This window comes from Streptomyces sp. NPDC031049 (assembly GCF_055571015.1).
In genome coordinates this window covers 49,701-71,313 of record NZ_JBVIGC010000001.1, presented here as the reverse complement: position 1 = coordinate 71,313, position 21,613 = coordinate 49,701, and the positions used below count along the sequence as shown (strand labels likewise).

22 protein-coding genes are annotated in these 21,613 nt (G+C 71.7%); 11 read left to right on the top strand and 11 right to left on the bottom strand.

Annotation, left to right across the window (positions count from 1 at the left end; genetic code table 11):
* Position 1: 1 nt before the first annotated feature.
* From ACZ45Q_RS00315 to ACZ45Q_RS00300, 4 genes are all read left to right on the top strand, one after another.
* The gene (locus tag ACZ45Q_RS00315) at positions 2-919 is read left to right on the top strand and encodes a F0F1 ATP synthase subunit gamma (protein WP_468253545.1); all 918 of its coding nucleotides are present in this window, start codon (positions 2-4) and stop codon (positions 917-919) included.
* On the top strand, positions 919-2,367 hold the full coding sequence (atpD, locus tag ACZ45Q_RS00310; RefSeq protein ID WP_468253544.1) for a F0F1 ATP synthase subunit beta: 1,449 nt from the start codon (positions 919-921) through the stop codon (positions 2,365-2,367). Before ACZ45Q_RS00315 ends, atpD begins: the two co-directional genes overlap by 1 nt.
* Positions 2,368-2,496: 129 nt before the next feature.
* Positions 2,497-2,871 (top strand): F0F1 ATP synthase subunit epsilon, encoded by a 375-nt coding sequence (locus tag ACZ45Q_RS00305; RefSeq protein WP_189291854.1) that lies wholly within the window; start codon positions 2,497-2,499, stop codon positions 2,869-2,871.
* 161 nt (positions 2,872-3,032) lie between these two features.
* Positions 3,033-3,479, top strand: a complete 447-nt coding sequence (locus ACZ45Q_RS00300) for a DUF2550 domain-containing protein (protein ID WP_416524932.1) — start codon at positions 3,033-3,035, stop codon at positions 3,477-3,479.
* Between the two features lie 89 nt (positions 3,480-3,568).
* Here the strand turns inward: ACZ45Q_RS00300 and ACZ45Q_RS00295 are convergent, their stop codons facing one another.
* The 3 genes from ACZ45Q_RS00295 to ACZ45Q_RS00285 form a co-directional block, all read right to left on the bottom strand.
* Positions 3,569-5,395 (bottom strand): glycosyl hydrolase family 18 protein, encoded by a 1,827-nt coding sequence (locus ACZ45Q_RS00295; protein WP_468253543.1) that lies wholly within the window; start codon positions 5,393-5,395, stop codon positions 3,569-3,571.
* Positions 5,396-5,530: 135 nt separating this feature from the next.
* The gene (locus ACZ45Q_RS00290) at positions 5,531-6,175 is read right to left on the bottom strand and encodes a response regulator (RefSeq protein ID WP_468253542.1); all 645 of its coding nucleotides are present in this window, start codon (positions 6,173-6,175) and stop codon (positions 5,531-5,533) included.
* A gap of 4 nt (positions 6,176-6,179) precedes the next feature.
* Complete coding sequence (locus tag ACZ45Q_RS00285; RefSeq protein WP_468253541.1) at positions 6,180-7,370, bottom strand: sensor histidine kinase; 1,191 nt, start codon at positions 7,368-7,370, stop codon at positions 6,180-6,182.
* 152 nt (positions 7,371-7,522) lie between these two features.
* On the opposite strand from ACZ45Q_RS00285, the gene ACZ45Q_RS00280 reads away from it, so the two are divergent.
* On the top strand, positions 7,523-8,134 hold the full coding sequence (locus tag ACZ45Q_RS00280; protein WP_468253540.1) for a hypothetical protein: 612 nt from the start codon (positions 7,523-7,525) through the stop codon (positions 8,132-8,134).
* Positions 8,135-8,169: 35 nt separating this feature from the next.
* Here ACZ45Q_RS00280 and ACZ45Q_RS00275 read toward each other — a convergent pair whose 3' ends face one another.
* On the bottom strand, positions 8,170-8,742 hold the full coding sequence (locus tag ACZ45Q_RS00275; RefSeq protein ID WP_468253539.1) for a cob(I)yrinic acid a,c-diamide adenosyltransferase: 573 nt from the start codon (positions 8,740-8,742) through the stop codon (positions 8,170-8,172).
* 39 nt (positions 8,743-8,781) lie between these two features.
* On the opposite strand from ACZ45Q_RS00275, the gene ACZ45Q_RS00270 reads away from it, so the two are divergent.
* The 4 genes from ACZ45Q_RS00270 (at position 8,782) to ACZ45Q_RS00255 (ending at position 13,347) form a co-directional block, all read left to right on the top strand.
* Positions 8,782-8,982, top strand: a complete 201-nt coding sequence (locus ACZ45Q_RS00270; RefSeq protein ID WP_468253538.1) for a hypothetical protein — start codon at positions 8,782-8,784, stop codon at positions 8,980-8,982.
* A gap of 125 nt (positions 8,983-9,107) precedes the next feature.
* Complete coding sequence (locus ACZ45Q_RS00265) at positions 9,108-9,956, top strand: 3-hydroxyacyl-CoA dehydrogenase family protein (RefSeq protein WP_468253537.1); 849 nt, start codon at positions 9,108-9,110, stop codon at positions 9,954-9,956.
* 176 nt (positions 9,957-10,132) lie between these two features.
* Positions 10,133-10,456 (top strand): STAS domain-containing protein, encoded by a 324-nt coding sequence (locus tag ACZ45Q_RS00260; protein ID WP_416524921.1) that lies wholly within the window; start codon positions 10,133-10,135, stop codon positions 10,454-10,456.
* Between the two features lie 296 nt (positions 10,457-10,752).
* A complete protein-coding gene (locus ACZ45Q_RS00255) occupies positions 10,753-13,347 on the top strand; it encodes an ATP-binding protein (protein WP_468253536.1) in 2,595 nt (864 codons plus the stop codon).
* An 82-nt stretch (positions 13,348-13,429) separates the two neighbouring features.
* On the opposite strand, the gene nucS is transcribed toward ACZ45Q_RS00255, so the two are convergent.
* Entirely contained in the window at positions 13,430-14,101 is a 672-nt protein-coding gene (gene nucS / locus ACZ45Q_RS00250) for an endonuclease NucS (RefSeq protein WP_468253535.1), read from the bottom strand.
* Between the two features lie 280 nt (positions 14,102-14,381).
* Here nucS and ACZ45Q_RS00245 point away from each other — a divergent pair, with 280 nt between their 5' ends.
* Positions 14,382-14,774 (top strand): SCO5389 family protein, encoded by a 393-nt coding sequence (locus tag ACZ45Q_RS00245; protein ID WP_468253534.1) that lies wholly within the window; start codon positions 14,382-14,384, stop codon positions 14,772-14,774.
* A 74-nt stretch (positions 14,775-14,848) separates the two neighbouring features.
* On the opposite strand, the gene ACZ45Q_RS00240 is transcribed toward ACZ45Q_RS00245, so the two are convergent.
* Positions 14,849-15,877 (bottom strand): LLM class flavin-dependent oxidoreductase, encoded by a 1,029-nt coding sequence (locus ACZ45Q_RS00240; protein ID WP_468253533.1) that lies wholly within the window; start codon positions 15,875-15,877, stop codon positions 14,849-14,851.
* Between the two features lie 208 nt (positions 15,878-16,085).
* Between ACZ45Q_RS00240 and ACZ45Q_RS00235 the strand changes: the two genes are divergently transcribed.
* Entirely contained in the window at positions 16,086-16,418 is a 333-nt protein-coding gene (locus ACZ45Q_RS00235; RefSeq protein WP_468253532.1) for an ATP/GTP-binding protein, read from the top strand.
* A gap of 7 nt (positions 16,419-16,425) precedes the next feature.
* Here ACZ45Q_RS00235 and ACZ45Q_RS00230 read toward each other — a convergent pair whose 3' ends face one another.
* From ACZ45Q_RS00230 to ACZ45Q_RS00210, 5 genes are all read right to left on the bottom strand, one after another.
* Entirely contained in the window at positions 16,426-17,301 is an 876-nt protein-coding gene (locus tag ACZ45Q_RS00230; protein WP_468253531.1) for an ABC-2 transporter permease, read from the bottom strand.
* Positions 17,298-18,602 (bottom strand): ABC transporter ATP-binding protein, encoded by a 1,305-nt coding sequence (locus tag ACZ45Q_RS00225; RefSeq protein WP_468253530.1) that lies wholly within the window; start codon positions 18,600-18,602, stop codon positions 17,298-17,300. The genes ACZ45Q_RS00230 and ACZ45Q_RS00225 overlap by 4 nt, the downstream gene beginning before the upstream one ends.
* Before the next feature lie 126 nt (positions 18,603-18,728).
* Complete coding sequence (locus tag ACZ45Q_RS00220; protein ID WP_468253529.1) at positions 18,729-19,499, bottom strand: ABC transporter permease; 771 nt, start codon at positions 19,497-19,499, stop codon at positions 18,729-18,731.
* Positions 19,500-19,501: 2 nt separating this feature from the next.
* Positions 19,502-20,473, bottom strand: a complete 972-nt coding sequence (locus ACZ45Q_RS00215; protein WP_468253528.1) for an ABC transporter ATP-binding protein — start codon at positions 20,471-20,473, stop codon at positions 19,502-19,504.
* 87 nt (positions 20,474-20,560) lie between these two features.
* Positions 20,561-21,496 (bottom strand): cellulose-binding protein, encoded by a 936-nt coding sequence (locus ACZ45Q_RS00210; RefSeq protein WP_468253527.1) that lies wholly within the window; start codon positions 21,494-21,496, stop codon positions 20,561-20,563.
* Positions 21,497-21,613 lie beyond the last annotated feature (117 nt).

The window sequence follows — 21,613 nt, the reverse complement described above, 5'->3', positions numbered from 1 at the left end:
CATGGGAGCCCAGCTCCGGGTCTACAAGCGTCGCATCCGATCCGTCACCGCGACCAAGAAGATCACGAAGGCGATGGAGATGATCGCCGCCTCGCGCGTCGTCAAGGCGCAGCGCAAGGTGGCGGCCTCCACGCCGTACGCGACCGAGCTCACCCGGGCGGTCACGGCGGTCGGCACGGGTTCCACCACCCGGCACCCGCTCACCACCCAGGCCGAGACGGTCACCCGGTCCGCGGTGCTGCTGCTGACGAGCGACCGCGGTCTGGCCGGCGCATTCAACTCCAACGCCATCAAGCAGGCGGAGCAGCTCACCGAGCGGCTCGAGCGCGAGGGCAAGGAGGTCGTCGTCTACATCGTCGGCCGGCGCGGTGTGGCGCACTACAACTTCCGTGAGCGCAAGATCGCGGAGTCGTGGAGCGGCTTCACCGACCAGCCCTCGTACGCGGACGCCAAGAAGGTCGCGGCCCCGCTGATCGAGGCCATCGAGAAGGACACCGCGGACGGCGGCGTGGACGAGCTCCACATCGTCTACACGGAGTTCGTCTCGATGATGACGCAGACCGCGGTCGGCGACCGGCTGCTGCCGCTGAGCCTCGACGAGGTCGCGGGGGAGACGACCGCCAAGGACGAGATCCTCCCGCTGTACGACTTCGAGCCGTCGGCGGAGGACGTCCTCGACGCCCTGCTGCCGCGGTACGTCGAGAGCCGGATCTACAACGCGCTGCTCCAGTCGGCCGCCTCCAAGCACGCCGCCACGCGGCGCGCGATGAAGTCGGCCACCGACAACGCGGGCGAGCTGATCAACACGCTCTCCCGTCTTGCCAACGCGGCCCGCCAGGCCGAAATCACCCAGGAAATCAGCGAGATCGTCGGTGGCGCGAGCGCCCTGGCCGACGCGACCGCGGGGAGTGACAAGTAATGACCACCACTGTTGAGCCGACCGCTGCGGCGGGCGTGGCCACCGGCCGCGTCGCGCGGGTCATCGGCCCGGTCGTCGACGTGGAGTTCCCCGTCGACGCGATGCCGGAGATCTACAACGCCCTGCACGTCGAGGTCGCCGACCCGGCGAACGCGGGCGAGAAGAAGACGCTGACCCTGGAGGTCGCCCAGCACCTGGGCGACGGCCTGGTCCGCACCATCTCCATGCAGCCCACCGACGGCCTGGTCCGCCAGGCCCCGGTCGTCGACACCGGCGACGGCATCACCGTCCCGGTCGGCGACTTCACCAAGGGCAAGGTGTTCAACACCCTCGGTGAGGTGCTGAACGTCGACGAGCAGCACACGGGCGAGCGCTGGTCCATCCACCGCAAGGCCCCGAACTTCGACGAGCTCGAGTCGAAGACCGAGATGTTCGAGACCGGCGTCAAGGTCATCGACCTGCTGACCCCGTACGTCAAGGGCGGCAAGATCGGTCTGTTCGGCGGCGCCGGCGTCGGCAAGACGGTGCTCATCCAGGAGATGATCTACCGCGTCGCCAACAACCACGACGGTGTGTCGGTGTTCGCCGGTGTCGGTGAGCGCACCCGTGAGGGCAACGACCTCATCGACGAGATGACCGAGTCGGGCGTCATCGACAAGACCGCCCTGGTCTTCGGTCAGATGGACGAGCCCCCGGGCACCCGTCTGCGCGTCGCGCTGGCCGGCCTCACCATGGCCGAGTACTTCCGTGACGTCCAGAAGCAGGACGTGCTGTTCTTCATCGACAACATCTTCCGCTTCACCCAGGCCGGTTCCGAGGTCTCGACCCTGCTCGGCCGCATGCCCTCCGCGGTGGGCTACCAGCCGAACCTGGCCGACGAGATGGGCCTCCTCCAGGAGCGCATCACCTCGACCCGCGGTCACTCGATCACCTCGATGCAGGCGATCTACGTCCCCGCGGACGACCTGACCGACCCGGCCCCGGCCACCACCTTCGCCCACCTCGACGCGACGACGGTGCTCTCCCGTCCGATCTCCGAGAAGGGCATCTACCCGGCCGTGGACCCGCTGGACTCCACGTCCCGGATCCTGGACCCGCGGTACATCTCGCAGGACCACTACGACGCTGCCATGCGCGTGAAGAACATCCTGCAGAAGTACAAGGACCTCCAGGACATCATCGCGATCCTCGGTATCGACGAGCTCGGCGAGGAGGACAAGCTGGTCGTCCAGCGTGCCCGCCGCGTGGAGCGCTTCCTGTCCCAGAACACCCACGTCGCCAAGCAGTTCACCGGTGTGGACGGCTCGGACGTGCCGCTGGACGAGTCGATCGCCGCGTTCAACGCGATCTGCGACGGTGAGTTCGACCACTTCCCCGAGCAGGCGTTCTTCATGTGCGGTGGTCTCGAGGACCTGAAGAAGAACGCGAAGGAGCTGGGCGTCTCCTGAGCCTCGCGCTCGTGGTGGGCCTCGCGCTCACGTCCGAGGGGGCGGGCACGTCCCGCCCCCTCTGCCACGCCCATTAGACTTGTAACCAACACCCGGCAGAACCGCCGGGTGGTGACCCGAGGAGCCACCTTGGCTGCTGAGCTGCACGTCGCGCTGGTCGCGGCCGACCGAGAGGTCTGGTCCGGCGAGGCCACCCTGGTCGTCGCGCGCACCACGTCCGGCGACATCGGCGTCATGCCCGGTCACCAGCCGCTGCTCGGTGTGCTGGAGTCGGGCCCGGTGACCATCCGTACGAGCGAGGGTGGGACGGTCGTCGCCGCGGTGCACGGCGGTTTCATCTCGTTCGCGGACAACAAGCTGTCGCTGCTGGCCGAGATCGCCGAGCTGTCGGACGAGATCGACGTCCAGCGTGCGGAGCGGGCGCTCGAGCGCGCGAAGTCGGAGGCCGACGCCTCCGCGGAGCGTCGCGCGGACGTCCGACTGCGCGCGGCGGCGGCGCGCTGACCCATGGGGCCAGCTCCCGGGGCCGTTAGGCTCTGGGGGAGCCGTACTGTGACGTGACTCAGCCGCGGCTGGGACCGGAGTGATCCGGACCCGGCCGCGGCTGAGCCGGATGTGGGACTTTTTTCCGTTCCGTTACCTAGGAGACGAGGAGGTCGGTGCCGATGGTCCTCGCTCTGACTGTGTGCGGAATCGTCGTCGCCCTCGTGGTGGTGGGACTGTTCGTCTTCGGCCTGCGCCGCCGGCTGATCCAGCGCTCGGGCGGCACCTTCGACTGCTCCCTGCGCTGGGACGCTCCGAAAGAGGGCGACGGCAACGGCAAAGGATGGGCTTACGGCGTGGCCCGGTACAACGGCGACCGAGTCGAGTGGTACCGGGTCTTTTCGTACTCGCCCCGTCCGCGCCGCGTCCTGGAGCGCTCCGCGATCGAGGTGGCCGGCCGCCGGGTCCCCGAGGGCGAGGAGGAGCTGGCGCTGCTCTCCGACTCCGTGGTCCTGGCCTGTCTGCACCGGGGCACGCGTCTGGAGCTGGCGATGAGCGAGGACGCGCTGACCGGTTTCCTCGCGTGGCTGGAGGCGGCCCCACCGGGGCAGCGGGTGAACGTGGCGTAGCCGCGCCCCGCCCCCGACGGGCGGGAAAGCTCCCCCGGACCAGGTCCGGGGGAGCTTCGCCGTCGTTCGGGTTCGGTACTGTCCGGTGACTACTTCAGGCCGCTGTCGATGGCGCTCACCAGCTCGCCGTTCGCGGTGTCACCGCTGAACTCCCAGAAGAAGGCGCCGCCCAGGCCCTGCTGCTCGGCCCAGTCCATCTTGGACTTCACGGTCGCCGGGGTGTCGTAGGACCACCAGTTGGTGCCGCAGTGCGCGTACGCGGTGCCGGCGACGGTGCCGGTGGACGGGCAGCTGTTCTTGAGGACCTTGTAGTCCTCGATGCCCTGCTCGTACGTGCCCGCCGCCGGGCCGGTCGCGGTGCCGCCGGGCGCGGACTGGGTCACGCCGGTCCAGCCGCGGCCGTAGAAGCCGATGCCCAGCAGCAGCTTGTCGGCCGGGACGCCCTTGGCCTTGAACTTCGCGATCGCGTCGGCGGAGGTGAAGCCCTGCTGCGGGATGCCGGGGTACGAGGTCAGTGGCGAGTGCGGAGCGGTCGGGCCGTTCTTCGCCCAGGCGCCGAAGAAGTCGTACGTCATCACGTTGTACCAGTCGATGTACTGCGCGGCGGCGCCGTAGTCGGCGGCGTCGATCTTGCCGCCGTCGGTGGCGTCGGCGGTGACGGCCGCGGTGACCAGGTCGTTGCCGAACTGGGCGCGCATGGCCTTCATCATGGTGCTGAAGGCGTTCGGGGCGCTGGTCGTGTCACAGCTGAGACCGCAGGCGTTCGGGTACTCCCAGTCCAGGTCGATGCCGTCGAAGACGTCGGCCCAGCGCGGGTCCTCCACCAGGTCGTGGCAGGACTTGGCGAAGGCGGCCGGGTTCTTCACGGCGTCGGGGAAGCCGCCGGACCAGGTCCAGCCGCCGAACGACCACAGCACCTTGATGTGCGGGTACATCTGCTTCAGCTTGCGCAGCTGGTTGAAGTTGCCGCGCAGCGGCTGGTCCCAGGTGTCGGCCTTGCCGTCGACGGACTGGTCGGCGGTGTAGGCCTTGTCGTAGTCGGCGTAGGCGTCGCCGATGGTGCACTTGCCGCCCTGGACGTTGCCGAAGGCGTAGTTGATGTGCGTGATCTTCTCGGCGGAGCCGGAGGTGACCAGGTTCTTCACGTGGTAGTTGCGCCCGTAGACGCCCCAGTTGGTGAAGTAGCCCAGCTTGACCTCGTCGCTCGGGCCCGGGTTGCCGCCGCCGTCGCCGCCGGTGGTGGTGACCTTGACGGCGCCGCTGACCGGGCCGGTCTGGTCGGCGGTGTCGCGGGCCTGGACGGTGTAGGAGTAGTCGGTGCCCTTGGTCAGGCCCGTGTCGGTGTACGAGGTGCCGGTCACGGTGGCGACCTTGGCGCCGTCGCGCAGGACGTCGTAGTTCTTGACGCCCTTGTCGTCGGTCGCCGCCGACCAGGACAGCTTCACCGAGGTGTCGGTGATGTCCGAGGCGGTCGGTGTGCCGGGGGCGGAGGGTGCCTGGTCGCCGGGGACGGAGCCGCCGTCGCAGGAGCCGCCGTTGAGCTTGCAGCCGGAGGGGGAGCCGGAGCCGGAGCCGTTGAAGCCGAACGAGACCGAGGCGCCGGGGGCGAGGGTGCCGTTCCAGCCGACGTTCTTGGCGGTCCAGTGGTCGCCGGAGTTGGTGACCGTGGCGTCCCAGGCCGAGGTGACCTTGGTGCCGGAGGGGAAGTCCCACTCCACGGTCCAGGAGTTGATGGTGGTGGTGCCGGTGTTCTTCACCGTCCACTTGCCCTCGAAGCCGGAGCCCCAGTCCTGGGTCTTGGTGTAGGTGGCCGTCGCACTGGTGGCGGCCTGGGCGGGACTGGCGAGTCCGACGAGGCCGGCGAAGGGGAGCGCCAGGGTCGCGACCGCCGCCGCGGCTTTGTGTCTGAAGCGCACGCTGCGCCTCCTTTATGGGGAAACCTATGGGGAGGTTGTTATGGGCATGACTGAGCCTCCATGCCCGAGTGCCGCGAGAATAGAAAGGTCTGGACCACGGGTCAATAGGTCTGGACCACTGCTCCCGGGTTTCGGCTAGATCCCCAACTCCTGCGCCAGCACCGCCGCTTGCACCCGGCTGCGCAGCCCCAGCTTGCCCAGCAGGCGGCTGACGTGCGTCTTCACCGTCGCCTCGGCCATGTCCAGCCGCTCGGCGACCGCCGCGTTGGACAGTCCCTCACCGAGACAGGACAGCACCTCGCGTTCGCGCCGGGTCAGATCCTTCAGCACGGCCGGATCGGCGGCCGGCTCCCGCGCGGCCGGCTGCGCGGCGAACTCGGCGATCAGCCGTCGGGTGACGGCCGGGGCGACGATGCCCTCACCGCCCGCCACCGTGCGCACGGCGGCGATCAGGTCCTTCGCCTCGGTGTTCTTCAGCAGGAACCCGGCGGCCCCGGCCCGCAGCGCGCCGAACACGTACTCGTCGAGGTCGAAGGTGGTCAGCACGAGCACGTCGGCCAGCCCCTCGCCGACCACCCGCCGCGTCGCCGACACCCCGTCGAGCCGCGGCATCTGAACGTCCATCAGCACCAGGTCCGGGCGCAGCTCCCGGGCCAGCGCCACCGCCCGCTCACCGTCGGCGGCCTCCCCGACCACCTCGATGTCGGGGGCGCTGCCCAGGATCAGGACCAGTCCGGCGCGGACGGCCGACTGGTCCTCGGCGACCAGGACGCGGATCATGCCGTCAGTCTCCTTCGGTGAGGGGCAGTGCGGCGCGCACCGCCCAGACCTTGCCGCCGCCCGGTCCGGGCGCCGCCTCGGGAGAGGCCTCGAACGTGCCGTGCAGCAGGGCGGCGCGCTCCCGCATGCCGACCAGCCCGGCACCCGAACCGGGCGCGCGCGGGGCGTCCCGGCCGCCGTACGGGCTGGTCACCGCCACGCGCAGGACGCCGTCCGCGCGGGACAGCGACACGGTGACCGGGCCCGGCGCTGCGTGCTTGAGGGCGTTGGTGAGCGACTCCTGCACGATCCGGTAGGCGGCCAGCTCCACCGGCGCCGGCAGCCCCGGCCCGTGCGCCGCCTGAAGGGTGACGTCCAGCCCGTTGGCGCGGGCCGTGTCGACCAGCGTGCCGATGCCGTCGAGGGTGGGGGCGGGGGCCGGTTCGGTGTCGCCGCCGGCGTCCCGCAGGATGCCGATCAGCCGCCGCATCTCGGCCAGCCCCTCCACGCTGTTCTCCCGGATGACGGTCAGCGCCTGCCGGGTCGTGCCGGGGTCCTCCAGGGAGAGCGCGGCCGTGGAGTGGATGGCGATGGCGGACAGGTGGTTGGCGACCAGGTCGTGCAGCTCCCGGGCCATCCGCGAACGTTCCGCGGTGACCGCCTGGACCCGGTCCATCTCGGCCAGCAGCGCCGTCTGCTCCGCCCGCAGCCGCGCGGCCTCCGCGGCCTCGCGGTGACTGCGGACGATCAGGCCGGTGGAGGCCGGAGCGAACGACACGACGCCCACGCCGACACCGATCAGCAGTGCCTCGGGCACCCGCCACACCGCGTACGGCACCACCGTCGCGGCGACGGTGAGCAGGCCGGTGATCCACGGGATGCGGCGGGCCGCGGCGGGCGGGCCGTACAGGACGGCCGCGTACATGACGTCCGTGTACATCAGGACCGTGACCAGGTTCCCCTGCGTCATCGTGTCCACGGCCAGCGCGGCGGTGCCGGCGAGCAGCGCCGAACGCGGGGCGGCCCGGCGCAGCACCTCGCAGCCGGCCAGCACGGCGAGGGGCGCGAGCAGCGGCCAGCGGCCCTCGAACAGCACCATCGGCTGGCCGGCCGGCCGCATGCCCAGACCGATGCCCCACAGCAGCAGCCCGCCGAGCAGCCCGGCCGCCCCGACGTACACGTCGAAGCGGTGCGGGCGGGGCGGTCGTACGGCCATGGCCCCATCCAACACCGCGGGCGGGTCCGACGCCTGGTGCCGGGGGAGGGTCCCGGACTGCATCTTTCGATGTACCCGAGGTTCGTCACCGGCGACGACGATCCCCGCGGCCCGGCACGGGAGCCTGAGAGGGTGACCGAGAGGAGCGAACCGTGATCGTCACCCTGATCATCGCCTGCGAGATCGGCTTCTGGGTGCTGCTGGCGGCGGGACTGGCCGTCCGCTACGTGCTGAGGATGCCGCGCACCGGCCTGGCGCTGCTGCTGTGCGAGCCGCTGCTGGAGGTCGTGCTGCTGGTGGTCACCGCGATCGACCTGAAGAACGGCGCGGAACCGAGCTGGAAGCACGGTCTGGCCGCCCTCTACATCGGCTACACGGTCGGTCACGGCCACCGCACGGTGAAGTGGCTCGACGGCCACGCCGCGCACCGCTTCGACGGCCGCCCGCTGGTGCGCCCGCCGCGCTACGGCATGGCCCGGGCCCGCCACGAGGGCAGGGTCTGGCTGGGCACGCTCCTCGGCGCCGCCGTCGCGGCCGGGCTCCTCCAGCTCGCGATCTGGTACGTCGACGACCCGAGCCGCGTCTCGTCGCTGGAGAGCTGGCAGTACGCCGCCTGGCGGGCCGCCGGCATCCACGGCCTGGTCGCCCTGTCGTACCTGATCTGGCCGAGGAAGGGGCCGACGGGGGCCTCTGCGAACGCCGCGGAGGAAACGCGCCCCGAAGGGGCGCGGGGAACGGCGCGCTCAACCACCACGAAGGGATAGCCGACCGACGCCCTGACGCTGCCCCCGCGGAGCGTCTAGCGTTCGCCGCCCGGCACCCACAGCACGTCGCCGACCTCCTTGTTGGCCGTGCGGGCCAGGATGAACAGCAGGTCCGACAGACGGTTGAGGTAGGTCGCCGTCAGCGGGTTCATCGTCTCGCCGTGGACCTCCAGCGCCGCCCACGTCGAGCGCTCGGCCCGGCGGACCACCGTGCACGCCTGGTGCAGCAGGGCCGCGCCGGGCGTCCCGCCGGGGAGGATGAAGGAGCGCAGCTTCTCCAGCTCCGCGTTGAAGCGGTCGCAGTCCTCCTCCAGCCGGTCGATGTAGAACTGCTCCACCCGCAGCGGCGGGAACTCCGGGTTCTCCGCGACCGGCGTCGACAGGTCCGCGCCCACGTCGAACAGGTCGTTCTGGACGCGGACGAGGACCTTGACGACGTCCTCGCCCAGCCCGCCCAGCGCGATCGCGGTGCCGATCACCGCGTTCGCCTCGTTGGCGTCGGCGTACGCCGAGATGCGCAGATCGGTCTTGGGCACCCGGCTCATGTCGCCGAGAGCGGTGGTGCCCTTGTCGCCGGTGCGGGTGTAGATGCGCGTCAGGTTGACCATGCACCCAGCGTAGTGACGCCCCCTGCGTACGGAACACACGTGTGCCCACCGTCACGGCCGACGTCCAGCCAGGCCTCGAACGCCAACCCGATCAGCACGCCGGGCAGCGGCGCGCGCAGGCCCCTCACCAGCGCGGCCGGCACCAGCGGGACCGCCCGCCGGATGCCGGCGATGCTGGACGAGAGGGAGGAGCCGCTGAGCGAGAAGGTGCTCAACTACGCCGTACGTGGCGCGGAATGACCCTCCCCGGTGTGATGTCCGTCATCTGAGACGTGACGCGCGTTACTAACCGGTCACACAGCCCCTCACGAGCGCTAGTGTCCGGCCGAGAGAAGAAGGACAGCGCGTATCAGGGGAGTCGCACAGTGGCACGGAAGCTCGCCGTCATCGGAGCCGGTCTCATGGGGTCCGGCATCGCCCAGGTCTCCGCGCAGGCGGGCTGGGACGTCGTCCTGCGCGACGTCACCGACGAGGCGCTGGCGCGTGGCACGGACGGCATCAAGGCCTCGTACGACAAGTTCGTCGCCAAGGGCAGGCTGGCGGCCGAGGAGGCCGAGGCCGCGCTCGGGCGCATCACCTCGACCACCGACCTGGACGCCGCCGCCGACGCGGACGTCGTCGTCGAGGCCGTCTTCGAGAAGCTCGAGGTCAAGCACGAGATCTTCCGCGCCCTCGACAAGCTGGTGAAGGAGGAGGCCGTGCTCGCCTCCAACACCTCCGCCATCCCGATCACCAAGATCGCGGCGGTCACGGAGCGCCCGGAGCGCGTCGTCGGCACCCACTTCTTCTCGCCGGTGCCGATGATGCAGTTGTGCGAGCTGGTGCGCGGCTACAAGACCAGCGACGAAACGCTCGCCGCCGCGCGGGAGTTCGCCGAGTCCGTCGGCAAGACCTGCATCGTCGTCAACCGCGACGTCGCCGGCTTCGTCACCACCCGGCTCATCTCCGCCCTCGTGGTCGAGGCCGCCAAGCTGTACGAGTCGGGCGTCGCCACCGCCGAGGACATCGACGTGGCCTGCAAGCTGGGCTTCGGCCACGCCATGGGGCCGCTGGCGACCGCCGACCTGACGGGCGTGGACATCCTGCTGCACGCCACCGAGAACATCTACACCGAGTCCCAGGACGAGAAGTTCGCGCCGCCGGAGCTGATGCGCCGGATGGTGGACGCCGGTGACATCGGACGCAAGAGCGGGCAGGGCTTCTACAAGCACTGAGCTCCGCCCACCGCCTCGGCGTCCAGATCACACGCCGGGGTGAATTCGGTATCGGTTCGCTTACGGGCGGCAACCTCGAGCCGTTTCACACAGTCAGAGGTTGCATCACCTCACCGCACGCCGAGCACCGGCACGACACACACCGCGGAGCACGAGACGCACGCACGGGAGCGCATATGCACATCAGGGGCGACCACGCCGAGCTGGTCGTCGGGGGCCGCCTCGACGTCCGGACCGCGGCGGACGCCCGTACCGTCCTGCACGCGGCCGTCGACGACGGAGTCGGCGACCTCGTGCTCGACCTGTCCGAACTGGACTCCTGGGACGCCACCGGACTCGGCGTGATCATGGGAGCCCACCGGCGGGCCGGCCGCTGCGGCCGGCGCCTGGTGCTGCGCGGTGTACCCCCGCAGATGCAGCGCCTGCTGGTGGCCACCCGGCTGCACCGGATCCTGGCCATCGAGGGCGGCATCGGGGTGGAGACCCTGCCCCGCGTGTGACGACCCGGGCCACCGCGCCCGGCGCGACGGGGGCCGGGGTGGGATGGGCGGGGACACAGGGGGTACCGGAAATGCGGCACCCCTCGGCGAATCGCCCGACGCACGCAATCCTCACGAGACCGTGACCTCTCGGTCGGCCCGGTACCCCGGACTGTCGGAGATACTGAGCGAAGGTTTAGGGTCTGGCTGCCCGCTGCCTTGCAACCCTCGAGCGGGACCGGACCAGGAGCGACAGCGCGGTGTGCGGCAAACCGGGGGGTTGGACAGCACTCGCCGCTTTTGGGGGGCTTGAACCTATGGACCCGAACAACCAGGGGCCCGAGGAGTACGGCCACGACGGCCCGGCGCCGCGCCCGCGCCCGCCCAGGGACCCCCTCACGCCCGACCTCGGACAGCACGCGCCCGCGCTCGCCCGCACGGTGCAACTCGTCTCCGGCGACTTCCTGCTGACCGTCAACCCCGTCGACGGCAGCGAGATCGAGGTCTGCCCGCCGGGGGAGCGGCCCACCGCGCCCGGCAAGCTCACCGCGGCAGAACGCGCCGAGATCGAGCGCGCCACCAGACCGCCCGTCCCGCCGGGCCCGGCCGACCGGCCGGCACTGCCGCTGCTGGCCCGCCAGGACGAACGCGAACGCCTGGTGCGCCTGCTCGCACGCGGGCGCTCCGTGCGCCTCACCGGCCCCGGCGGCTCCGGCCGCACCCGGCTGCTGGACACCGTCGCCGAGGACTGCGCCGACCTCGCGCCCGACGGCGTCGTACGCCTCAACGGCTTCCACCGCACCGCCGACGACCTCCTGCACGACCTCTTCTACGCCGTCCACCGCGCGCCCCTGCACCGCCCCGCCCGCGACGAACTGCTCGCCCGGATCCGTGAGATCGGCGCGGTCGTGGTGATCGACGATGTCGAACTCGGCGGCGCGGCGCTCGACGAGCTGCTCGACGCCACCCCCGAGTGCGCGTTCCTGCTCGGCGCCACCCCCGACGTGCCCGCGCCGTCCGCGGGCTCCGCCGTCGAGGAGGTCTTCCTCGCCGGCCTCGACCGCTCCGACGGAGTGGACCTGCTCGAGCGCGCCGCCGGCCGCAGCCTCACCGAGGAGGAGGCCAACTGGGCGGGCGACCTCTGGTTCGAGTCCGAGGGCCTGCCGCTGCGCTTCGTCCAGGCCGGTGCCCTGCTGCGCCAGCACGACCGGCTGCGGGCCGGTGAAGACGCCGTCGACGAGTACGGCGTCTTCGCCGACGCCGCCCCCGAGGACGCCACGCCCTACGACACCGGCACCGGCGGCGACGTACCCCTGCCCGCCCTCGGCGAGGCCGCCGCTCCCGCGCCGCTGCTCGCCTCCCGGCTCAGCGCCTCCGCCCGCGCCACGCTGGAGTTCGCCGTCGCGCTCGGCGGCGAGGTCCCGCACCAGGCGCACCTGCCGGCGCTGGTCGGCGACACCCACGCGGACGCCGCCCTCGGCGAGCTGGCCGCCTGCGGCCTGGTCTCCCCGGTCGGCTCCCGCTACCGGCTGGCCGCCGGCGTGCTCACCCAGCTGGAGGCCGCCGGCTACGGCGACGACGTGTCCGGCCGGGCCCTGGACGCCGCCCGCCACTACGCCTGGTGGGCCGGGCACCCCTCGGTCACCCCGGAGCGGGTGTGCGCCGAGGCCGACGCGGTGCTGACCGCCCTCGCCGTGCTGGCGCCGGCCACCACGGCGCCCGCGCAGGGCGAGGAGAGCCCGGCCGTGCAGCTGGCCCGCACGGCGGCGCCGGCCTTCGCCGCCGGGCTGCACTGGAGCGCCTGGGAACGGTCGCTGCGCTCCGGCGCGGAGGCCGCCCGGCTCGCCGGGGACGTCACCGAACAGGCCTACTTCCACCACGAGCTGGGCATCCTGGCGCTGTGCCAGGGGGAGCTGGACCGGGCCCGGGCCGAACTGGAGACCTCCATCGGCCTGCGCGGCGCCGCCGCCGACAAGCGCGGCACCGTCGCCGGCCGCCGCGCCCTCGCACTGGTCGCCGACCGCTCCGGTGACACGCCCGGCCTCGGGGCCGTGGGGCTCACTGCCGCCGCGAGCCTCGGCCCGACCGCGGGGGAGGAGGTGCCCCACGCCCGGCACGAGGAGTCGGCGCCGCCGCCCGCGGGCGGGCTCGAGCCGTTCCCGCCGCTCCAGCCGTCCCCGCAGGCCCCCACCCTCGTCACCCGGCGGGACACGGTCGGTGGGGCCGTCCGCAAGGCGCGGGGCGGCATCAAGGGCTTCGCCCGGCGCAACCTCGTCGCGGCGGGCGCGGGCGCGATGCTCGTCGCCGTCCTCGGCACGGTGGTGACCCTCGGCGCCACGTCCGACAACGACGCCGGGGACCCCTCCGACCGGGTCGGCGTCGGCCCGTCCGCCAGTCAGGGCGTCGACGACGGCGGCCTGAACGCCGACCCCGCGCCGGACGACGGCGAGGGCTCCGGCGGCGAGGCGGGCGCCCGGCCGACCGACCCCGGGCCGGACGGCACCGTCGGCACCTCCGACGACCCCACACCGACGCGCTCCGGGACACCGTCGGACGATCCGAGCGGGACGCGGGGACCGAGCGATCCGGACGATCCGTCGACGTCGCAGAAGCCGCCGACGTCCCCCCGTCCGACGACGTCCGGCGGAGGATCGCCCAAGCCGAGCGACTCCGACCCGGGGCCGAGCCCCGAGCCGTCCGACACCGGGTCGCAGACCCCGCCGCCGTCCGGGAGCCCGGACCCGACGACCTCCGAAACCGAGACCAGCCCGTCCACCACGGACTCGGCCGGCGCCACCACCAGCGCCCCGGCGGAGAGCAGCAGTTCGGCGAGCGCGCCGACGAGCTCCACGACCACCAGCAGTTCCAGCGCGCCCGGCGACCCGGCTTCCTCCCCGGACCTGATCATCTGAGGCGCCCGGAGCACGGCAGGAGGGCCGGGCCCCGTCACGGGACCCGGCCCTCCTGCGCGTCGTGGCGTCCGCTCCACCGCCCTCAGAACAGCCGCAGCTTGTCGTCCTCGATGCCGCGCAGCGCGTCGTAGTCCAGCACCTGGCAGCCGATGCCGCGGTCGGTGGCGAGGACCCGGGCCTGCGGTTTGATCTCCTGGGCGGCGAAGACACCGCGCACGGGGGCGAGACGGGGGTCGCGGTTGAGCAGCTCCAGATAGCGGGTGAGCTGTTCCACGCCGTCGATCTCGCCGCGCCGCTTGATCTCGACGGCGACGGTCCGCCCCTCGGCGTCGCGGCACAGGATGTCGACCGGCCCGATGGCCGTCGGGTACTCGCGGCGGATGAGGGTGTAGCCCTCGCCGAGGGTCTCGATCCGGTCGGCGAGCAGCTCCTGGAGGTGCGCTTCCACGCCGTCCTTGATCAGGCCGGGGTCCACGCCCAGTTCGTGCGAGGAGTCGTGGAGGATCTCCTCCATCGTGATGATGAGCTTCTCGCCCGCCTTGTTGACGACCGTCCACACGCCGGCCTCGTCGCCGGTGCCCTCCTTGAGCGTGCAGGGCGGCGACATCCAGTTCAGGGGCTTGTAGGCCCGGTCGTCGGCGTGGATCGAGACGCTGCCGTCGGCCTTGACCAGGATCAGGCGGGGCGCCGAGGGGAGGTGGGCGGTGAGCCGCCCGGCGTAGTCCACGGAGCAGCGGGCAATGACGAGACGCATGGTCGGCAACGCTACTCGACGCGCCCGCCCGGACGCGATTCGCACCGTCCCCGAGCACCCTGTGGGGCGTCCCACTTCTCCCTTTGGCCCCTAGTTGAGCACTGGCCGATTGTGTGCCTAACGGATATTGCCCATCTGGGCATTCTCCTGGTGCCGTCACGTTCGGTTGCTTACGGTATTGAACGGGAGGTCGCGAAGTGTGTACACAGCGTGTCCGGAATCGCGAACTCCCCTTACTGTCCGGCAACCCCTGCTGGTCGGGGGTGCGAGAGGAGAACCCATGTCGCTCGACGTCTCACCGGCCCTACTCGAACAGGCCGAGCGAGGCGAGGTCGACGAAGCAGAATTCGTCGACTGCGTCCGGACCTCCCTGCCCTATGCGTGGGAGATGATCAGCTCCCTGGTGGCACAGCTGAAGGTCGACGGTGGACCGTTCGCCGACAACCAGACGCCCCCGCCGGACGAGCAGGCACGCGGTCAGCTGCTGCGTGCGCTCGCGAGTGACGCGATACGCGGCGCGCTGCAACGGCACTTCGGAGTGCGGCTGGCCTTCCAGAACTGCCACCGGGTGGCGGTGTTCCCGCTCGACCCCTCGGTGGACGAGACGCTGGCCCGTTTCACCTCGGTACGCAACCAGTTGCTGAACCAGTCGCCGGAGCTGCGCGACTGCTGACGCGGACGGTCGCCCGCTTGCCGCTCCGTACCCGGGAGGTGCAGTTCGTACCGGGGCGGCAAGCTCTCGGCGGGTCAGCGCAGTTGGGGAAGGACCTCCGCGCCGAGCCGCCGTACGTTCTCCTCGGTCGCCGCCAGATCGCCGGAGCCCTCGACGAGCAGCGCGAACCGCGTGACGCCGGTCCGCTCGCTGGTCGCCGCCAGCCGGTCGGCGCACAGCCGGGGCGTGCCCACCGGGTGCAGCCCGCAGAGCAGTTCGGTGTACGCCAGGGGGTCGCGCATCTGCCGGGTGCGGCCGTCCACCGTGACATGGGCGGCGAGCCCCTGCCGCAGCCAGCCCGGCATCGCCTTCAGCAGCGTCTCCGCCGCGTCCGTGCGCCGGTCGGCGATCTGGCAGACGCCGGCCGAGACATGGCCCGCGCTCCGGACCCGCTCGGGGCAGTGCCCGGCGGTGCGCGCGTGCCGCCGCCACAGGGCGACCATCTCGGCCTTCTCCTCGTCCCCGACGTGCATGCCGAGCAGCATCGGCAGCCCGCGCTCGGCGGCCATCCGCACGCTCGCCGGGGAGGTGCAGGCGACGACGACCTCCGGGCCCTCGGTCTCCGTCAGCGCCTCCGCGGGACGCGGGACGACCGGGACCTCACGGAACCGGAAACGCTCCCCCGAGGCTCCCACCGCCGGTTCGCGCAGCCAGCGCAGCAGCAGGTCGAGGGATTCGGGGAACCCCGACTCGTACGCCTCCAGGCCCGAGCCGAAGACCTCCAGGTCGACCCAGGGGCCGCCGCGGCCGACGCCCAGCGAGAACCGCCCGCCGCTCGTCAGGTGCAGCAGCGCCGCCTGCTCGCCCAGTGCCACGGGATGGGCGGTGGGCAGTACGCTGACGGCCGTGCCGACCCGGAGCCGGCGGGTGCGGCCCAGCAGCAGGGCGGCGAGGGTGACGGCGGACGGGCAGGTGCCGTACGGCACGAAGTGGTGCTCGGCCAGCCATGCCGAGTCCAGCCCCGCCTCCTCGGCGACCTCGGCGGAGCGCACCGCGCGGTGCAGCGCCTCACCCTGGCCCTGACCCGGGAACTGGGCTGCCAGCACGAAAGTTCCAACGCGCATTGCTCTTCCTGCTTCCTCGGCTCCGACACGGAGCTCCCCCACCGGGCATAACCGTGTGACACATGCGGAGGACACGGCCATGCGGAGGATTTTGCGGATTGTCTGCTCAATCGCGCTCTCCGCGTCCACGGGCGGTGCACGGGTACCCGGTGCCGCGCCGCGTAGGCTGGAGGCGGCCCGTTCTTCCCGTGTAGCCGTGAGGTGTGCTGTGTCCCCGCGTCGCAACCGACCCAAGGGCGCCGGCTCGTCCGGCCGGAGCGCCGAGGACGACCGCCCCGGCCGCTACGGCGGCTGGCAGTCGACCGCCGACTGGCAGGGCGAGGACTGGAACGTGCGGCACGTGGCCGGCGCGAGCGCGCAGGGCAAGTCCTACCGCTGCCCCGGCTGCGACCAGATGATCCCCGACGGCGTCCCGCACGTGGTGGCCTGGCCCGACCACGTCGGCGTCGACGACCGCCGGCACTGGCACAAGTCCTGCTGGAACGCGCGGGACCGCCGCACCACGCGGGTGCAGCGGTCCCGTAACGCGCCGAGGTTCTAGAGCCCGGTCACACGTCCCGCTTCTCCAGCAGGGCGAAGGCACCGACGAGCGCGGCGCCCGTCACCACGATCATGATCCACAGCGGGTCCCAGCCGGACGGGCCGGAATCGGACAGCGAGTTGGCGTAGAAGATGCTGAGCTGGTTCGGGATGGAGTACTCGAACAGCGCCTGCTGCACGTCCTGAAGCGACTCCGAGAACATGAACAGCGCGATCACCAGCGGGGCCAGCACGGCGCCGATCATGATGGTGATGGCGCCCGCCGAGTGCCGGATGATCGAGCCGACGGCGAGCGAGAGCAGGCCGAGCAGGGCGACGTAGAGCGAGATGCCGACCGTGGCCTTCAGCCATTCCCCGCCGGACGGCTCCCGGGCGCCGTTGTCCTCCAGCATGGCCACGTGGAGGACGGCCATCAGCGAGGCGGACACCAGCGTGACCACGAAGGCGACGAGGAAGAAGACGACGCCCTTCGCCGCCAGCACCCGGCCCCGGGACGGGCACGCCACCATCGTGGTGCGGATCATCCCGGTGCCGTACTCGGAGGCCGTGGTCAGCACGCCCAGGGTGATGACGCACATGCTGCCGAGCAGCAGCCCGAAGAAGCCCATGCTCAGCGCGGTCTCGTTGCCCAGGTTCGCGTCGGAGCTCGCGACCAGCGCGCCGGTCAGCAGCCCGATGCCGACCACCAGCAGCACGAAGACGCCCAGCGTCCACATCGTGGAGCGGACCGACCTGATCTTCGTCCACTCCGAGGCGACGGCGTGCATGAGGTTGGTGCGCACGACCGGGATCGGGGAGGTGTAGGCGGGGTACGACGAACCGGGCGCAGCCTGCCAGTCGGGTGCGGGCGAGGCCTGCGGCATGGGGGGCTGGGGCGTGCTCATCGGGCGTCCTCGGGCTTGGTCGGGTCGGTGGCGGGGACGGGCGCGGGAGCGGACGGGGCGCTCGGCGCGGAGGGCCGGCCGGCGTCCGCCTGCGGGGCGGGCGGCTGCGCGGGAGCCTGCTGCGGCGCGGCGGACGGCTGCGCGTACGGGTTGCCGGCCGCCGCGCCCGGCTGGGCGCCGGGGGCCCCGGGACCGCCGTAGGGGCCGGCGGGCGGCGTCTGGCCGGGGGCGCCGTGCGGGGCCGCGGGGGCGCCCGGCTGAGGCGCCTGGCCGGGCTGCTGGGGCGGCGGCGGGGCGTACCAGCCCGGCTGGCCCTGCCCGGGGACCGGCATCGGCGGCTGGGCGCCGGGCGGCAGCGGCTGCTGGAGGCCGGACTTCTGGTCGGTGGTGGAGCGGTAGTCGACGGCGCCCTGCGTCATCCGCATGTACGCCTCCTCCAGGGAGGCCTGGTGCGGTGACAGCTCCCACAGGCGGACGCCGCTGTCGTGCGCGAGGTCGCTGATCCTCGGCAGCGGCAGCCCCGTCACCCGCAGCGCGCCGTCCTGCTCCGGCAGCACGTGACCGCCCGCCTCGGTGAGGGCGGAGGTGAGCTTCTCGCGCAGCTCCGGCTCGGTGTCGGGGGTGCGGACCCGGGCGAAGCCGGCGGAGTTCGCCGCGATGAACTCCTGCACGCTCATGTCGGCGAGCAGCTGCCCGCGCCCGATGACGATGAGGTGGTCGGCGGTGAGCGCCATCTCGCTCATCAGATGGCTGGAGACGAAGACGGTCCGGCCCTCCGCGGCCAGCGCCTTCATCAGGTTGCGCACCCAGAGGATGCCCTCGGGGTCGAGCCCGTTGACCGGCTCGTCGAACAGCAGCACCTGCGGGTCGCCGAGCAGCGCGGCGGCGATGCCCAGGCGCTGGCCCATGCCGAGGGAGAAGCCCTTGGAGCGCCGCTTCGCCACGTCGTGCAGGCCCACCACGCCGAGCACCTCGTCCACCCGCCGGGCCGGGATGCCGGAGAGCTGGGCGAGGCTCAGCAGGTGGTTGCGGGCCGACCGGCCGCCGTGCACCGCCTTGGCGTCCAGCAGGGCGCCGACCTGGCGGGGCGCGTTGGGCAGCCTGCGGTACGGGTAGCCGCCGATGGTGACATGGCCGTCGGTGGGGTTGTCCAGGCCCAGGATCATCCGCATCGTCGTGGACTTGCCCGAGCCGTTCGGTCCCAGGAAGCCGGTGACGGCGCCGGGCCGCACCTGGAAGGAAAGGTTGTGCACAGCGGTCTTGTCGCCGTAGCGCTTGGTCAGGCCGACTGCCTCGATCATGCTCCGCACCCATCGAAAGGTTCAGGTCAGCGGGGCACACGCCCCCGTAAGGGTTAGGAGGATATCGAGGCGCTGACGGTTCCGTTCAAGCGCGGGCAAAATCCGGCGGGTCACCGGACCGGCCGGTCACGCGTCCCGTCGCTTCAGCACCAGATACCCGCCGACCAGCGCCGCGACCACCCAGAGCACCATGATGCCGAGGCCGCCCCACGGACCGTACGGGGTGTCGTCGTCCAGCGGCGGGACCACCTGCATGATCTTGCTGCCGGCCTGGTCGGGCAGGAACTGGCCGACCTTCTTCGTCGCGTCCACCGCCCCCAGGATGTTGGAGACCAGGAAGAAGAACGGCATCAGGATGCCCAGCGACAGCATCGGCGAGCGCAGCATCGCGGCGATGCCCATGGAGAACATCGCGATGAGCGTCATGTACAGGCCGCCGCCGATGACGGCCCGCAGCACGCCGTCGTCCCCGATGGACGCCCGCAGGTCGCCGAGCATCGCCTGTCCCAGGAAGAACGCGGCGAAGCTGGTGGCCATCCCGACGACGAACGCGAGCGCGGTCGCCACCGCGATCTTGCCGAACAGGAACATGCCGCGCTGCGGCACCGCGGCCAGCGAGGTGCGGATCATGCCGGTGCTGTACTCGTTCGCCACCACCAGCACACCGAACACGATCATCGCGAGCTGGCCGAGGCTCATCCCGGCGAAGCTGATGAACGTCGGGTCGAAGGTGAACTGCTGCTCCTGGCTCATGTTGTCGAACTCGCTCTTCGACAGCGCCGAGATCAGCATGCCTAGCGCGATCGTGACGACCACGGCCAGCGACAGCGTCCACACCGTGGACGCAACCGACCGGATCTTGGTCCATTCGGACCGGACGATCTGTGCCGTCGCCATGCTCAACCCCTCTTCCAGTCGCTGCCCCACGCCTGCTGCGGTGCCACCGGCTGCTGCGGCGCCGGCTGTCCGTCGTGCGCGTGGTACTCCACCGACTCGGCGGTCAGCTGCATGAAGGCCTCCTCCAGCGAGGCGCGCTGGGGACTCAGCTCGTGCAGCACGATCTGGTGCCGCGCGGCCAGCTCGCCGACCGCCTCGGACGTGTCGCCGTCCACCTCCAGCACCTCCGCGCCGGGCTCCGCGACCGGGATCCCCGCCTCGTGCAGCACGTCGAGCAGCCGCTCGCGCTGCGGGGTGCGGATCCGGACGTAGGAGCGCGAGTTCTCGGCGATGAAGTCGGCCATCGAGGTGTCGGCCAGCAGCCGGCCCTGCCCGATGACCACCAGGTGGTCCGCGGTCAGCGCCATCTCGCTCATCAGGTGCGACGAGACGAAGACCGTACGGCCCTGCGCGGCCAGGGACTTCATCAGGTTCCGGATCCAGTGGATGCCCTCGGGGTCGAGCCCGTTGACCGGCTCGTCGAACATCAGGATCCGCGGGTCGCCGAGCAACGCGGCGGCGATGCCGAGCCGCTGGCCCATGCCCATCGAGAAGCCCTTGGTCTTCTTCTTCGCCACCGCCGTCAGCCCGACCGTGTCCAGCACCTCGCGCACCCGGGTCGTCGGGATGCCGTTGCTCTGCGCGAGACACAGCAGGTGGTTGTAGGCGCTGCGCCCGCCGTGCCAGGCCTTGGCCTCCAGCAGGGCGCCGATGTACGTGAGCGGGTCCTTGAGCTGGTCGTAGTGCTTGCCGTCGATGCGGACGTCCCCGGCGGTCGGCCGGTCCAGGCCCAGCACCATCCGCATGGTGGTCGACTTGCCCGCGCCGTTGGGCCCGAGGAAGCCGGTGATGATGCCCGGTCTCACGGTGAAGGTGAGGTTGTTGACCGCCACCTTCTCGCCGTACCGCTTGGTCAGCCCCTCCAGCTCGATCATGCCGCCCACGCTAGAACGTGACGAGGCCCTCTGCCACCCCAGTGACAGAGGGCCCCGCCGAAATTTCCGCGGACGTACCTCCGGGCGTTACCGGCTCTGCTGGGCCGGAACCCCGCGGGAGACCGGCTCGTCGTCGGCCGGCGTGCCGGCGGCGGCCACCGCGGCGCCCGTGAGGGTCGCCAGCATCTCGCGGACGTTGGTCAGCTGCGCGTTGATGGAGTCGCGGCGGTTGGTCAGCGCCGCCAGCTCGCGCTCGGACTCCGAACGGATGCGGTCCGCCTTGGCGTTGGCGTCGGCCACGATGTCCTCGGCCTGGCGCTGGGCCGTCTCCACCGTCTGCCGGGCGCGGCGCTCGGCGTCCGTGCGCAGCTTCTCCGCCTCCAGGCGCAGCTGCTCCGCGCGGTGCTCGATCTCCGCGAGCCGCTTCTCGGCCTTGGCCTGACGGGAGGCCAGGTCGCGCTCGGACTGCTCGCGGCGCTTGGCGAGGTTCGTCTCGAAGTCGGCGGCGGCCTGCGCGGCCTTGGCGCGGGTCTCCTCGAAGAGGGCGTCCGCCTCCTCCCGCTTGGACTGCGCGTCCTTCTGCGCCTCGGCCCGCAGCGCGGAGGCGTCACTCTTGGCCTTCTCGACGATCCGGACGCCCTCGTCCTCGGCCTTGGCCTTGCGCTCGGCGGCGTAGGACTCGGCGTCGTTGCGCACCTGCTGGGCCGCCGACTCGGCGAGCTCGCGGTGCTGCTCGGCCGCGCGACGGGCCTCCTCGCGCAGGTCCTTCGCCTCTTCCTCGGCGAGGCGCAGGATCTTCTCGACCCGGGCGCCGAGACCCGCGTACGACGGCTCGGCGTCGTTGATCTGGGCCTGGGCGTTCTGGGTCTCGAGGTGGAGCTCCTCGATGCGCTTCTCCAGAGCGGTGATGCGGGCGAGAGCGCTGTCACGGTCGGAGACGAGCTTGGAGATACGTTCGTCCACCTGAGCGCGGTCGTACCCACGCCGCACAAGCTCGAAGCCGTAGGGGGAAGTGTCGCTCATGGGGTTCCTGTCGAATGAGACCGGTGAGGTGATAGTGGAATCCTAGGGGCCAAGACGGCGTGTCATCGAGCGGATGCGTGTTTGATCTGGAGAATGACACCCCTTTTGAGTGGCTAA